11 protein-coding genes are annotated in these 15,083 nt (G+C 59.6%); 6 read left to right on the forward strand and 5 right to left on the reverse strand.

Annotation, left to right across the window (positions count from 1 at the left end; translation table 11 throughout):
* Positions 1 to 306 precede the first annotated feature (306 nt).
* From I2C21_RS03955 to I2C21_RS03980, 6 genes are all read left to right on the forward strand, one after another.
* Entirely contained in the window at positions 307 to 1,446 is a 1,140-nt protein-coding gene (locus I2C21_RS03955) for an exonuclease SbcCD subunit D (RefSeq protein ID WP_195278565.1), read from the forward strand.
* Positions 1,443 to 4,736, forward strand: coding sequence for an AAA family ATPase (locus I2C21_RS03960; protein WP_195278566.1), 3,294 nt, complete (start codon positions 1,443 to 1,445; stop codon positions 4,734 to 4,736). The genes I2C21_RS03955 and I2C21_RS03960 overlap by 4 nt, the downstream gene beginning before the upstream one ends.
* A gap of 21 nt (positions 4,737 to 4,757) precedes the next feature.
* Complete coding sequence (locus I2C21_RS03965; RefSeq protein ID WP_195278567.1) at positions 4,758 to 5,591, forward strand: GNAT family N-acetyltransferase; 834 nt, start codon at positions 4,758 to 4,760, stop codon at positions 5,589 to 5,591.
* A gap of 242 nt (positions 5,592 to 5,833) precedes the next feature.
* Positions 5,834 to 6,535: a leucine-rich repeat domain-containing protein gene (locus I2C21_RS03970; RefSeq protein ID WP_195278568.1), complete on the forward strand. Its 702-nt coding sequence runs from the start codon at positions 5,834 to 5,836 to the stop codon at positions 6,533 to 6,535.
* Positions 6,536 to 6,560: 25 nt separating this feature from the next.
* The gene (locus tag I2C21_RS03975; RefSeq protein WP_195278569.1) at positions 6,561 to 8,324 is read left to right on the forward strand and encodes a tetratricopeptide repeat protein; all 1,764 of its coding nucleotides are present in this window, start codon (positions 6,561 to 6,563) and stop codon (positions 8,322 to 8,324) included.
* A gap of 83 nt (positions 8,325 to 8,407) precedes the next feature.
* A complete protein-coding gene (locus I2C21_RS03980) occupies positions 8,408 to 9,952 on the forward strand; it encodes a hypothetical protein (RefSeq protein ID WP_195278570.1) in 1,545 nt (514 codons plus the stop codon).
* Between the two features lie 285 nt (positions 9,953 to 10,237).
* Here I2C21_RS03980 and I2C21_RS03985 read toward each other — a convergent pair whose 3' ends face one another.
* The 5 genes from I2C21_RS03985 to I2C21_RS04005 form a co-directional block, all read right to left on the reverse strand.
* A complete protein-coding gene (locus tag I2C21_RS03985) occupies positions 10,238 to 11,998 on the reverse strand; it encodes an RNA polymerase sigma factor (protein ID WP_195278571.1) in 1,761 nt (586 codons plus the stop codon).
* Positions 11,999 to 12,200: 202 nt separating this feature from the next.
* Positions 12,201 to 12,953: a carboxymuconolactone decarboxylase family protein gene (locus I2C21_RS03990; RefSeq protein WP_186963798.1), complete on the reverse strand. Its 753-nt coding sequence runs from the start codon at positions 12,951 to 12,953 to the stop codon at positions 12,201 to 12,203.
* 12 nt (positions 12,954 to 12,965) lie between these two features.
* Positions 12,966 to 13,310, reverse strand: coding sequence for a cyclophilin-like fold protein (locus I2C21_RS03995; RefSeq protein ID WP_286167201.1), 345 nt, complete (start codon positions 13,308 to 13,310; stop codon positions 12,966 to 12,968).
* Between the two features lie 189 nt (positions 13,311 to 13,499).
* Positions 13,500 to 14,474 carry an alpha/beta hydrolase gene (locus I2C21_RS04000; protein WP_195278573.1) on the reverse strand — a complete coding sequence of 325 codons (975 nt, stop codon included), beginning with the start codon at positions 14,472 to 14,474 and terminating at the stop codon, positions 13,500 to 13,502.
* The gene (locus I2C21_RS04005) at positions 14,458 to 15,054 is read right to left on the reverse strand and encodes a sugar O-acetyltransferase (RefSeq protein ID WP_195278574.1); all 597 of its coding nucleotides are present in this window, start codon (positions 15,052 to 15,054) and stop codon (positions 14,458 to 14,460) included. The genes I2C21_RS04000 and I2C21_RS04005 overlap by 17 nt, the downstream gene beginning before the upstream one ends.
* Positions 15,055 to 15,083: the final 29 nt, after the last annotated feature.

Below are 15,083 nucleotides of genomic sequence, written 5' to 3' on the forward strand. Positions count from 1 at the left end.
ACATCTGTCTTCCTTGTAGAAAGTGTCACATGATGGGAGACGTTTTTTGTGATCTTCCGGCATATTGCTGAATCCATTGTAACATTTGTGAAATTTATTTTCATTGCATTTTTTATATGAAGATTCCTTTTTTCAACTGTGCAGATTTCTGAAAATTACTTTTCAGAAAAGGGAGCGCTTGTCGAATCTGCGCGGATACGCAGGAACTCGATGCGACCGGCGAGACTGCCAATCGCATCCTTGCGCGGTGGATGTATCCCCGGTATAATGATGGTAATATCCACCACATACAGGGGGAATTGTACCATGAAATGGATCCATCTCTCGGACCTGCATCTGGGCAAGCGGGTCAACGAGTTTTCCATGCTGGAAGACCAGCAGTATATCCTGGCGGAAATCCTCCGGATCATCGACCAGGAACAGCCGGACGGCGTCCTGATCGCCGGGGATGTCTATGATAAATCCGTGCCCTCCGCAGAGGCGGTGGCCCTGCTGGACGACTTCCTGGTGCGCCTGTCCGAACGGGGCGTGCAGGTCTTTGTCATCAGCGGGAACCACGACTCGCCGGAGCGCATCGCTTTCGGCGGTCGGCTTATGGCCCGGAGCGGGGTGTATCTGGCGCCTGTGTATGACGGAGTTGTGAAGCCTTTCACCTTTACGGATGAGTACGGACCGGTGCACCTCTATCTGCTGCCCTTCGTGAAACCGGCTCATGTCCGGCGGTGCTTCCCGGAGCGGGAGATCTCCACCTATACCCAGGCCATGGCCGCCGCCATTGAGGCCATGGGGGTGGACACTGCCCAGCGGAATGTACTGGTGACCCATCAGTTTGTCACCGGGGCCGCCCGGTGCGATTCGGAGGAGATCTCGGTGGGGGGCTCCGACAATGTGGATGTGTCTGTCTTTGCGCCGTTTGACTATGTGGCCCTGGGGCACATCCATGGTCCCCAGCAGGTGGGGCGGGAGACGGTGCGCTACTGCGGTACGCCCCTGAAATACTCCTTTTCCGAGGCCGGGCACCAGAAATCCGTGACCGTGGTGGAGCTGCTGGAAAAGGGAAACGTATCCATCCGAACCGTACCGCTGACCCCCATGCGGGATCTGGTGGAGCTGCGGGGCACCTACGAGGAGCTGACCTTCCGCGGCTTTTATGAGGGGACAAGCTATCCGCGGGACTATGTCCATATCACCCTCACCGATGAGGAGGACGTCCCCGATGCGGTGCGCAAGCTGCGCATCCTCTATCCCAACCTGATGAAGCTGGACTATGACAATCAGCGCACCCGGACCGCGATTTCGCTGGACGGTGCAGAGGATGTGCAAAAGAAGTCTCCCCTGGCGCTGCTGGAGGAGTTTTACGAGAAGCAGAACGGGCAGCCCATGGGCGAGGAGCAGCGCGCCTTTGCCCGGAGCCTGATGGAACAGATCTGGGAGGGAGAAGCATGAGACCGCTGAAGCTGACGGTATCCGCCTTTGGGCCCTATGCGGGAAGGGTGGTCATCGACCTGGAACGGCTGGGGGAGCAGGGGCTCTATCTCATCACCGGTGACACCGGCGCCGGCAAGACCACCATCTTTGACGCCATCACCTACGCCCTCTACGGAGAGCCCAGCGGCGATAACCGGGACCCATCCATGTTTCGCTCCAAGTACGCCCAGCCGGATACCCCCACCGAGGTGGAGCTGATCTTTTCCTACGGGGGCAAGACCTACACCGTCCGCCGGAATCCGGAGTATGAGCGTCCCGCCAAGCGGGGCGGCGGCACCACCGTTCAGAAGGCCGACGCGGAGCTCACCCTACCAGATGGGCGCCTGGTCACGAAAGCCCGGGAGGTCAACCGGGAGATCATCGGGATCATTGGCCTGGACCGCAGCCAGTTTGCCCAGATCGCCATGATCGCCCAGGGGGATTTCCTCAAGCTGCTGCTGGCCGACACCAAGAGCCGCCAGGAGATCTTTCGGGAGATCTTCCAGACCCGATACTACATGGTGTTCCAGGAGCGGATGAAGCAGGAGGCCGGAAGGCTCCAGCGGGACTGTGAAGCCGCCCGCTCCAGTGTACAGCAGTATATCGGAGGGACGGTCTGTCCCGAGGACCACGTCCGCTGGCCCGACCTCCAGCGGGCCCAGGCGGGGGAGCTGTCCTTTGAGGAGACCGTGGAGCTGATCGAGCAGCTGATCGGTCAGGACCGTGAAGAGGAACAGCGCGTCCAAAAGATCCTGGACGGGCTGGACGAGGAGCTCAAAGAGACTGCCGCCCTGCTGGGAAAGGCGGAGGAGGCCCAGAAGACCCGTGAGAAGCTGGCGGCTGTCTGCAAAGCCCGGGAGGAATTGCTGCCCCAGGTGGAGCGGGCACAGCGGGCGCTGGAGGCAGAGCAGCAGAAAGCACCTCAGCAGGAGGCGCTGAGCCGGGAGCTGGCCGCCCTGGAAGCGGAGCTGCCCCGGTACCGGGAGCTGTCAGAAAAAGAGCACGCGCTCACCGTCCTGACCCAAAGGATGGTCGATCTGGAGCAGAGTCTGGCCCGTCAGGAGGAGGCCTGCCAGAGTAAGGCGCGGGAACTGGAACGGTGGAAAGAGGAGCTTGGTAGCCTGGCCGGCACGGAGACCGAGCAGGAGCGCCTGCTCCGGGAGCGGGAGGAGGCGGAGCGCCGTAAGTCCAACCTGGAAGCTCTGGGAAGTCAAATCAAGGCGTGGCAGGAATGCCTCCGGCAGCTGGCAGCAGGGGAGGCGCGGCGGGTAACACTTGCCCGTCAGCAGGAGCGGGCCGCTGCCGACCTGCTGGAAAAGAAGGGAACCCTGCAAGCCGACCGGGAGACTTACCAGGCGTCGCAGGGCTTGGCGGAGGAAAAACAAGCGCTCCTCCGCCGTCAGGAGCGGGCCCGGGAGAAAGAGCGTGCCTTGCAGGAGCTGGCGGCCCTGTTGGCGGATTGTACCCAGGCAAAAAAGGCCCGCGAGACGGCGCTGGCTGCCTATGAGCGGTCCAGAGGACGGGCCGAAGGGCTGGAGGCAGATTTTCGCAGGAAGAACCGGGCCTTTTTGGACGAGCAGGCCGGAGTACTGGCCCAGGCACTGACGGAGGGGGAACCCTGCCCCGTGTGCGGTTCCTGCCATCATCCCTCCCCGGCCCGGCTGTCCGGCGGGGCACCCACAGAGGTTGAGCTGGAACAGGCGAAGGCTGAGTTGGAGACGGCCCAGCGGGAGGCACAGGAGAAGAGCCTGGCCGCTGGCAGAGCCCACGCCGCCTTGGAAGAGCGGGAGGGACAGCTTCTGAGCCGGATGGCGGCACATATCGAGGCGCCATCCCTTGCAGAGGCGGAGGAGCAGCTGGCTGCCTGCCGGAAGGCCGTGGCAGAAGAGCTCTCCCAGCTCCACAGGGGGCTGCTGGCGCTGGAGGCACAGCTGACCCACCGGGCCGAGCTGGAGCAGGCGATCCAGCAGCAGGAGATCGCTCTGGCAGCTCTGGAAGGGCAGCAGGAAGAGCTGCGGGAGGCCCTGGGACAGGCAGAGGTGGCCCGAGGCGTGCTGGACGGCCAGCGGGAGCAGATAGAGCAAGCCCTGCACCGCGAGATCACAGCGCATCTGGAAGGGTGTCCGCTGGAGGAGGCTCCCGGGCGGATCGACGGGGAGCTGAAGCAGGTGGGAAGCGTGCTCGCCCGGATGGGAGCACAGGAACAGCTTCTCCAGGAAAAGATCCGGCGGAAACAGGAGTTGGACCGACAGATCCCACTGGCGGAGCAGGAACTCCGAAAGGCGGAAGACTCTGCCGCCAGACTGCGGGAGGAGCGGGCAGGCGCTCAGACCCGCAAAGAGGAGATCACCGGGCAGCTCCAGAACCTGCACACCCAGCTCCACTACCCGGATATGGAGGCGGCCCAGGGGAAGATGACCGCGCTGGGAGAGGAGATCCAGCGGCTTGCCGATGTACGGAAGCGGGCTGAGGAGACCGCAAAGACCTGTGAGGAAGAGCTGACCAAGGCTGACGCGGCCATTCAGGAACTGAACCACCTGTTGGAGAACAGCCAGAAGGTGGATGTCCAGGCCCAGCAGCTGCGCGGGGAGGAGCTGACCCGGCAGCGCGGGGAGCGGCTTCAGGCCCAGAAGGCGATCCATGCCCGTTGGATGGCCAATGAGACCGCTCTGCGGAATATGCAGGAGAAAGCGGCGGATCTGGCGAAGCTGGAGAAACGGTATGCCTGGGTGCGGACCCTCTCCAACACGGTCAACGGCAATCTCCAGGGCAAAGAGAAGATCGCGCTGGAGACCTACATCCAGATGACCTTCTTTGACCGCATATTGCAGCGGGCCAATCTCCGGCTGCTGGTCATGTCCGGAGGACAGTATGAACTCAAGCGCCGCCGGGAGGCGGAGAACAACCGCAGCCAGAGCGGCCTGGAGCTGGACGTTATAGACCATTACAATGGTTCGGAGCGCAGTGTCAAGTCCCTCTCCGGCGGTGAGTCCTTCAAGGCGTCCCTCTCCCTGGCCCTGGGCCTCTCAGATGAGATCCAGTCGGCCGCCGGGGGGATTCAGTTGGATACCATGTTCGTGGACGAGGGGTTCGGGTCTCTGGATGAGGAATCCCTCCAGCAGGCCCTTCGCGCGCTCACTGCCCTCACGGAGGGGAAACGCCTGGTGGGAATCATCTCCCATGTGGCAGAGCTGAAGGAGAAGATCGACAAACAGATCGTGGTCACAAAGGACAAGTCCGGCGGCAGCCGTGTGGAGATCCTGGCGTGATCTGGGAGGGGGGTACCATCTGTGTATCGCTATCAAACGTTAGAAGATGTCCCGCTGGGGGAAATCGCCGCTTGCCTCAACCTTGCTTTTTCAGATTATGATATTCCGCTCTGCCTGACCGAGGCAGAGCTGGCCCATCTCTTCCGGACAAGCGGTGTGGATGAAAGCCGGTCCTTCGGAGCCTTTTATGGGGACCAAATGGTGGGATTTATGCTCCATTCCTGCGGCCTCTATCATGGCCAGGAAGCGGTGTTCAATGTGGGAACGGGAGTGGTTCCGGAGCATCGGGGCAAGGGAATCTCTACCGACCTGTTTTCGTTGGCCGAGCAAGTGCTGAGGCAAGCACAGATCAAATCTTATTATCTGGAAGTGCTGCAGCAAAATGAGGGGGCCATCCGCCTGTACAAAAAGCAGGGCTTTTCGGTTACGAGAGAGTTTGCAGTTCTTCGCGCGAGTGCACCCACAGGGAGCGGAGAGCAGGGCAGGGTGGAATATATGGAGTTCGACCGGTTTGATCTGGACCACGTGGGGCAGTGCCGGAAGATCGGGCCCTCTTATGAGCATTCCACCGGCCTGTTGCGACGAAATCCCGAATTGTATGAGGTCGCCTATCGAAGAGAGGATGGGGTGTCCGCCTTTTGCGTGTTCTCAAAAGCGGATGGACAGATCCTCCAGCTGGGCTGCCGCAGCGTGGAGGAGTTAAAGCCGGTCATCCAATCCCTTCTCTCCAGGGTTCATCCGCTCACCGCAAAGAATATCGATCAAAAGGAGCGGGAGGTCCTGGAAATGCTCGCCGCGCTTGGATTTAAAACGGCAGCAAAACAATTTGAGATGGTAAAAAGAATCGATTCCTGATAAAATAGGATCATACTTGGTCAAACAATATCCCATCAAAAAGTGAGCCCTCAGGAACTCCATATAAAAAATAAAGCAGTAAGTCTGAAAAAGGTTTGCTGCTTTTTTATGCCCACAGCACCTCAGAAAAATTTTCGAAAAAATTTGTCCAGAGATAAAACCGGAGGGGGAGGTACGGGATCTTACGGATAGAAACAGCTGAGACGGTAACATCAGAACATGAGAGAAATGGAGTATGAGGTATGAAACAACACAAATTTACAAGCATTGCGACCCTGACCATCGCGCTGAGTCTGCTGCTGACGGCCTGCGGCGGAGACACCCCGGCCCCGGCGTCTGCCGCGGGAGCAGAGAATACACCAGCTGTGTCCGATGAGAAGAGCACCTCTGATGGCCTGAGTCCGGAGATGGAGGCGATCGTCAAGACGGTCAACGCCGAGACGGCGGAATCCGCGGGTGTGTGCGGAGCGGACCTGGTCTGGTACTATAAAGACTCCGTGCTGGTGATCTCCGGAGAGGGGGAGATGACCCATTACGAATTATCTGACAGACCTTGGGAGGACATCGATGATGAAATTGGCCTGATTTATATTTCCGAGGGCGTGACCTCCATTGGAAAAGGGGCGTTCAGGCGGTGTAGCAATTTGAGCCGCGTGGTGCTTCCAAATACCATAGAGGAAATTGGAAGTTCTGCATTTTCAGAGTGTGAACAGCTTGCGGAATTGACGGTGCCGGCCAGTGTAAAGCGTGTTGGGCACCATGGGCTGTCGGGGGAGTCGATCCTGTTTCAGGGAGACGCACCGGAGCCCATAAAGCTGGATTTTGACAATATGGACATTATTGCTACCTACCCAGCCACGGTGACCTACTGCGGAGAGGGATTCGAGCCGTTTATCGAGTATTATCGGGAGGATGCACCAGAACTCACGTGGGTCAAGGGATGAATCCGAAAAAGGGGAGAGATGAGAGATGAAACGGTTTGTGTGGCTGCTGGTGGCCGCGGTACTGCTGCTGAGCGGGTGCGGCGACAAGGAGGAAAAGTACACGGCCTACTGTGAGCAGGGGACCGCCAGCTTATCCCGGCAGGAATATGAGCAGGCGCTGGAGACCTTTGGAAAGGCGGCAGACCTGCTCCCGGATCGTCCGGAGGCCTATCAGGGCCGGGCGGAGGTCTATCTGGCCATGGCAGAGGCGGCAGAAGAGGGAAGTGAGGAGCAGACTTCTGCCTATGCGTCGGCCCTGGCGGAGTATGAGGCGGCCATCCAGCGGGACAGCGGCAACGCGGAGCTGTATCAGAAGGCGATCGAGCTGTGTCGGCAGATGGGAGAGGAGGACAAGCTGCTCGCCCTGCTCCAGAGCGGTGCAGAGGCGACTGGGGATCGAACCCTGAAAGAGGCTTTGGAGACGGAGCGTTCCAGACAGGCGGCTGCCGAAGTGCTCTCCGCCATGCCGTATTACGGGGACATCAGCAAGTGCCGGATGACAGCGGATCAGGCGGTCCTTCTGGGTCTGTTGATCGCCCATGGACTCCAGGGTGATATAGAGCCCTTCAGCGGATGCAGTCAGCCGGTGGATCAGGTGGTGTTTTGGAACGACCCCTACACGGTCCAGGGATATGACAGCTACTACGAGACCGACCGCTCCCTGATGGTGCTGGGAGATTTCTCGGGGGAAGGTCTCCCATATCTCTACTGTTTCAGCAGCCTGGCGGACAATTCCTTTGAGATCTACGGCTGGGATGAGTATGGAAAGCCGGTGCGCATCATCGGCGAGGAGGCGTACAACGGCCGGCAGGAGGGCTATCTCTTTGAGACGGAGAACGGCAAGGTAAAGATGTGTGAGAGTGGCTCTTCCGGGGCGGATAGCCACAGCAGAAGCGTGTACACCTTCCTCCAGGGCCGGGTAGAGGAGAGCGAATCCTACCTGGAGGAGTATATCTATGAGCTGGGGGAATGGAAGATCATCGAGAATGGAGAAGTAAACTACTATACCGAGGAGGAGTGGGCGAACCGGGACGTGGAAGAGCCGGTGGAGGAGGAGAAGACCGAGCGGAATCTCCCATACCGCTCCTTTGAGGAGGTCGTGGCCTGCGCCTGTTCTCCCAGCGAGATGATCCAATACCTCAACCAATACCGGGCGGCCCTCACCGACGGGGATGCCTCTCAGGGTGCATATGCCGCCGAGCACACCGAGGAGGAGCGCATGGCAAAAGACATGTATAATATCATGATGGAGCTGGATCAGATGGGGACCCTCTCCGATATCAGCGACCCGGAGATGCCGTGGGGACTCACGCTGGACTATGCCCGCCTTCTGGATATGAACGGAGACGGCATGAAGGAGCTCATCCTCGTCTCCCAAAACGACACCTCATACACCAATGCCTTCCTGGTGCAGTGGGCGGACGGACAGATCCAGGCCAATTGGCTCGGAACCGGACTGGATGCCGCAGTATCTCTGGTGCGGGAGAAAAGCAGCGGGGAATACGCCTTACAGATGGTGGAGTATCAGGGCCCACAGCAGCATACCTGTACCTTTGCCGACCGGACGGACTCCTTTTCCATGGGGATCGGGCCGGGCGATGAATCCAGCCAGGAGGAGTATGACCGGCTGTATGCGGCCTATGAGGCCAACTGCGCCCGATATGAGGTAATCGAGGATATCCTCAACGGAGACAGTCAGGTGGAGGAGAGCTTGGAAGAGCTGCGCGCCATGATGACAGGAGGCAACTGACGCCATGCTTCCTACCGGCCTGACCTACCCGTTTCCGTTTTGCGGATAGAGAAGATTTTATCAAAAAGAGGAGAGAAGAGAACATGAAGAATGCAAAGGGAATCTGCTTGACACTGGCACTGTGTATGGGGCTTTCACCTGTGGCCTCGGCGGCAACCTCCATTCAGGCCGCACCCAATCAGAGCAAGATCTACGTGGATGGAAAGGAAGTACGCTTGTCAGCCTATACCATCAAGCAGAACAACTACTTCAAACTCAGAGATCTGGCCTATGTCCTCTCGGACAGCCACAAGCAGTTTGATGTGACCTGGGACGATGGGATGGGGGCGGTGAAGATCGTCCCCAATCGGGCGTACAGCATGGCGGGGCATACGCTGACCTCCTCTGCCGGCGCGGGAAAGGCCACCCCCAGCTTCAATACCTTCCTCTATGGCGGAAAGGAGATCGCGCTGACCGCTTATGACATCGGCGGAAACAACTTCGTCAAGCTGAGAGATGTGGGAAAGCTCCTTAACTGCTCGGTGGAGTGGGACGCCGCGGCGAACGCCATTGTGGTGGACAGCTCTAAGGGATATACGGAGGAGAGCGGCCTCAGCCAGGAGGCGAAAAAGGCCCTGCAGCGGGTCACCTACTACGGAGACCGGAGCAAGTGCACCATGTCCCAGAAGCAGATGGAGGCCTATGGGCAAAAGCTCCTGGATGAGTGCGGAGATATGTATGAGACGCCGGAGGAGACGGATGTGTTTCTGGCCGACCTGGAGAACAACGGGAACCCCTATCTGGTGGTCAGCCGTCCCGCACCCGGGGTTGGAGCATATGCGCCGGTGGTCTACGGCTATGTCAACGGTAAGGTCCAGATGCTCTGTGACTGCTGGGACGGCAGCGCCAGCGGCGGCCGTGTGAGCTGGCTGAAGGATGGCCGGGTGCTATATACGGAGTGGGAGACAAACGACACCACGGGCTATGGGAACGACATCAGCAACGAGTACTATACTTTCTTCAACGGAGAACTGGTGGAGTACACCGAGCCGAAGAAGGGGGACTGGGGATCGGAGCAGGCCAGCCCGACCCTCAATGAGCTGTGCTATCCCGGCTTTGAGGAGAGCGAACGCTGCACCAACGTGATCGAGGCGGGCAATGCCCTTCTGGAGGCCGGCCGCGGCTCCGTCCAGACGGAGCGGTCCAAAATGGCGGCGGCCATGCTGGAAAAGCTCAATTCCTCCAATTATGCCAGCCTTGCGCAGGCCCAGCTGATCGATCTGAATGGAGACGGGATGGAGGAGCTGTTCGTTCTGGACTCTTTTTCGGCCAACCTCTACTATTGGCAGAACGGGAAACTCATGAGCAAGGAGACCGGGATCTGGGCCGGAGGTGCGCTGAACTGGTATCTGTGCCGGGATACTGCCACCGGAGAGCTGGGCATTGAGTATGAAAGCATCGGCGGAGGAGATTTCTCGGGTGGCAGCCATACCTTCTACTACCTCTCGCACACCACAGAGACTACCCAGGCGGAGTACGAGGCAGCGGCCGCGCGCAATGTCCGTATGGAGGCTTTGGGGGGAGATACCGTATCTGTGACCAATCACCGGGATGAAACCAGAGCTGCCCTTCAGGCCATGCTGAAGTGATACATATGGGATCGGCCTGAAAAAGGAAAAGCGCCGCCCCTGCCAGATCGTTCGGCGGGGGCGGCGCGCTGTTATCGAGGGGGGTGTGCAGCATGGAAAGGATTCCGGCGGCGGGGACGGAAAAATCTGTTTTTTGAAGGCCGCTCCTCCAGGAGAAGGCACCTCCCATGTTTTCTGTGTCCGTCTTACCGCCGCCGGCGGGAGCATTTCTGCCCACACCAGTAAGAGGCGGAAGGGGTGGGGGACGGTTTTATTTTTTCTATTTTTAAGGCGGAGTTTTGAAGGTTAGCCCCGGATTTCCTCGCCGATTTCCTGGAAAATCTCTGCCTCGATGGCTTTAATCTGCTCCAACGTGCCCAGTGGAAGCTCGGGCGGGATGGTCATTCCATCATATTGATTCGGAACAAAGCACATCTCCAGGCTGGGGCACTGGAGCAGCGGCGTCAGATCCACCGGGGGGCCGTCGTAGGAGAGTTCGATCCCGCGCAGTTGGGTCAGCTGGGCCACTGGCGTCAGATCGGTGTCTTCTACCGCATTGAGATTCACATATTCCAGGGCGGGCATATAGGACAGAATGTCCAAGGGAGTCAGAAAGTTGGAACCGCCGGGCAGGGTCAGGATCTTCAGATAGGGGAGTTCCGCCGTGGTCTCCAGTGTGATGTCGATGTCCGAATCCCCCCAGTAATCCAGAAAACGCAGCTGGGTCAGCTGGGAGACATCCAGGGTGGTGTCGCTCTCTGAAAACAGGGACAGACCCATCAGCGAGGTCTTGGTTTCAAGCAGAGTAAGGTCTATCCCAGGTTCTGTGTGGAGATACAGGGCGCGCAGATTGGGCAGGCGCTCCAGAAAGGACAGGTCCTCGATACCGGGCGCGTCCAGCTCATCCGTGTTGACCCAAGCTGTCTGGATGGACTCCTGCTCCGGCAGAGAGTCCAGCAGGGCACCCCCGTCTGTCACTTGGTAGTCAATCCGGCTTAGTTCAGAGAGAAGGGTGATGTCCTCCAGACTGCTCACCAGCTGAGTGCCCTGGAGGGCTTCCCCCGATGTTTTTGTTGTCATGCCGTCGTCCAGGATCCAGAGCTGTTTGATCTGCTCCAGATCGCTCGCTCGAATGGCCCCGGAAGGCTTGTCCAGAATGATCCGGATGTTCTGCTCGAAGACTGGATCTGAGAAGGTCACCGCCGGCTGGCTGAGGGCGATCCCTGTGCCGCCGGCCAGGACCGCGCCCGCCGTTACACCAGCCGCGATCTTCAGCTTCACCGCTCCGACCGCACCCTTGGCCGCGGCACTTGCACCACCCGCTGCGGTCTGGCTGCCCGCTGCCGTGGAGGCTGCCCCGGCGGAGGCGGTAGCCACGCCTGCGGTACCCATGCCAGCTGCAATGTTCTGCCAGATATGGAGGAGCGAGTCCGGGTCGGGCACTTCCGATCCCACGCAGGCGAAGAGAGGACCAATGGGCACCAGGGAGTGCAGGCGGATGCCGTCCCGGGCCTCCAGGGCCAGGACTCCCTCCTTCAGCTTTTTCCGCCCGTAGTTCAGGCGGCTTTTTACCGTTCCCTGTGTGCAGGCCTGGATCTGGGCGATCTGCTCCACAGAGCATTGGGAAAAATAGTAGAGGATGACACATTCCCGCTGGGCCTCGGGCAGACTGTCCACCAGTTCGGCCATCAAGCGCCGGGTCTCCCCACTGTCTACGACCGCTTCCGGAAGAAGCTTTTCATCCGGATCGGGGAGCGCGTCAAAATAGTCTGTCTCCTCGTCCTCCGACCCAGGGGAGGCAAAGCGGCGGGCCTGGTTGTGGAGCTTGCGGCAGCGATTGGCGGCGATCTGGAAGATCCAACTGAGAAAGGCGTCGGGATTCCGGAGTCCCTCCAGATTTTGCAGGGCGGACAGATAGCTCTCCTGCACCACATCCATGGCCTCGTCCGGATTGCCGGTCAGCCGCAAGGCCAGTGCATAGACTCTCTGATTGGTCGCCTGATACAGTTCTCCCATCGCTGCCGGGTCTCCCGTCTTGGCCCGTTCCACCAATGTACGAAGCTCCATCTCTCGTTCTCCCTCACTGTTTTCTATGGATGAGATGCCTCCGGGACCCCGTGATCCCGGAGAGCAGGACTCATGACCATTTTACAACCGGATTATATCGAATCTTCCTCTGCTTGGCAAGGATAGGAACTGACCGATAGAATGACCCCCTATCTGATTTACAGATAGGGGGTCATTTTTGGAAGAAAGACGAAAGGGAAGCTCAGTCCAGGCTGCGGTACACCTCGTCGGTGACTGCCTCCAGCCATTCGTTGGAGCAGTTCTCGCCGGGGACCTCCAGGGCCAGATGGGAGAACCACTGGTCCGAGGCCGCGCCGTGCCAGTGCTTTACGCCGGTGGGGATGTTGACCACATCGCCGGGACGCAGCGCCCGGGGCGCCTTGCCCCACTCCTGGTACCAGCCCTGTCCGGCCACACAGAGGAGGATCTGTCCACCACCCTGATCGGCGTGGTGGATGTGCCAGTTGTTGCGGCAGCCGGGCTCAAAGGTCACATTGTACACTCCCACCTGACTGGTGGAGAGGGGGTGCAGGTAGCTCTGGCCCACAAAATACTGGGCAAAGCCGTCGTTGGGGGCGCCGATGGGGAAGACCATCTCCTGCTGATGCTGCGCCTTGCCGTCCTGGGGCACATCCTCTGCCCAGACCTCCTTTGCCATGCGGAAGGCGGCCCAGGCCTTGGGCCAACCGGCGTAAAAGGCGGCGTGGGTGAGGATCTCCGCGATCTCTTCCCGGGTGATGCCATTTTGCCGGGCCGTGGTCAGGTGGTACTGGAAGGAGCTGTCCACCAGCCCCTGCGCCATGAGGGCGACCACGGTGACCAGGGAGCGGTCCCGCAGGGACAGCTGATTCTCCCGGCTCCACACCTGGCCGAAGAGCACATCGTCATTCAGTTGAGCGAATTGGGGAGCAAACTCCCCCAAAGCGTCTCGGCCCGCGGTCTGTTTCACTGCCATATCAAGTACCTCCTATGCAAGCGAAAATGTGATCTGCACAGCTCCGTCGCCCAGCTTCTCCGGTAAGCCGGCGGGATCTGTGATCCGGGCCAGCCGGGTAAAGCTCCAGGTGTTGGAGCCATAGTAAATGGTGATCTGATTGCCCTGGTAGAGGATCACGTCGCCCGGCTCCGTCGTGATCTGCTGATCGCTCCGGGACAGCGTTGTGCCCAGCGGGCCGACCTTCTCGAAGCCACCGTAGTCCTCCATTTCAATGGTCAGCGGTCCCTGAGTCAGAAGGGTCTGGAACTCCCGGGCGGAGGGGTTATCCTCAAAGGTAGCCAGCAGCTCATGGCTGCCCACCGTGATGTGTAACATAGGTTCCTCCTCACTGGGCTGAACTTCCGCGGAGGGATGGGGAATGGGGCTCTCGGTACCGGAAACCACCGCCTGTGGCGGAGGACTGCCGGAGTCTGCCGGGACAGCGCTGCTCCCGCAGGCGGAAATCCCAAGGACGGCGAGAAGTATGCAGAGAAGTCTCAAAAAAATCCCTCCTCCCGCAGGTGTTTACTTCAAATATTTCCGGAAGAACGCCTCGATCCGGTCAAAGGGAATGATGTCCTTTCGGTCGTAGAGGTCGGTATGGACCGCGCCGGGGATGAGGAGCAGTTCCTTGTTCTCGGTATCGGGATTGTCCTTTACCATGTCGGCAAAGGCGTCCTTGCTGAAATAGCAGGAGTGGGCCTTTTCGCCGTGAATGACCAGCACCGCGCTGCGGATCTCATTGCTGTACCGCAGGATCGGCATGTTCAGGAAGGACAGGGTGGAGGTGGTGTTCCAGCCGGCATTGGAGTTGAGGGACCGCTCGGTATAACCCCGCTCCGTCTTGTAGTAGTCGTAATAGTCCTTCACAAAGAAGGGCGCGTCCTCGGGCAGAGGGTCCACCACACCGCCCGCGCGGGCATAGGTGCCGCTCTTGTAGTCTGCCGTCCGCTGGGCGTTGAGGGCCTGCTTCATCTCATAGCGGGTGTCGGGGCTGTCGGCGGCGTCAAAGTAGCCCTTGGCATTTACCCGGGTCATGTCGTACATGGTAGAGGTGACGGTGGCCTTGATGCGGGTATCCATGGCAGCGGCGTTGAGGGCCATGCCGCCCCAGCCGCAGATCCCCAGGATGCCCACCTGTTCCGGGTCTACAAAGTCCCGGGTGGAGAGGAAGTCCACCGCGGCGGAGAAGTCCTCGGTGTTGATGTCGGGGGAGGCCACATTGCGGACCTCGCCGCCGCTCTCTCCAATAAAGGAGGGGTCAAAGGCCAGCGCCGCAAAGCCGCGGCTGGCCAGCTCCTCGGCGTACAGCCCGGCGCACTGCTCCTTCACCGCGCCGAAGGGACCGGCCACCGCCAGGGCGGCCAGCTTGCCTTCCGTCTCTTTGGGCAGGTACAGATCACCTGCCAGCTCGATGCCGTAGCGGTTGTGGAAGCGTACCTTTTCCCGCCGGACAGTATCCCGCAGGGGGAAGGAATAGCCGTTATATTTCGAATGCATGGTTGATCTCCTCCTCGCTTAAATGCCGTATGATTTTGGCGGGCACGCCGCCCACAATGGTGTTTTCCGGAACGTCTTTGGTCACCACGGCACCAGCCGCCACGATGGCCCCGTCTCCGATGGTCACACCGGGCAGAATGGTGGCATTGGAGCCGATCCAGACATGGTTCCCGATGTGGATGGGAGCGGGGATCATGCTGCCGCGATCCTTGGGGGACATGGCATGGTTCAATGTGGCCAAAACTACGTTGTGTCCGATCAGTGCGCCGTCCCCAATGAAAATACCGCCCTGATCCTGGAACTTACAGCCCATGTTGATAAAGACATGGGAGCCAATGTGGATGTTTTTGCCGCAGTCGGTATAAAAGGGTGGGAACAGCCCGAAGGTCTCGTCCACCGGAGCGCCGATCAGCTGGGAGAAGAGGCAGCGCAGCTCCTCCGGCGTATGGTAGCTTCCGTTGATCTCGGCGGTGAGACGCAGCGCCTCCTGGCTGACGCCGTGCATGAACTGATGGGCCTCGCTGCCGCCCGGCACCGGCTTTCCGCTGTTCAGATGCTCCAAAAATGCTTCTAAATCCATATTGCACTTCCGATCCATAGAATTTCTGG

This window comes from Clostridium sp. J1101437_171009_A5 (assembly GCF_015547905.1).
In the GTDB taxonomy this organism is placed as follows: domain Bacteria; phylum Bacillota; class Clostridia; order Oscillospirales; family Oscillospiraceae; genus Pseudoflavonifractor_A; species Pseudoflavonifractor_A gallinarum.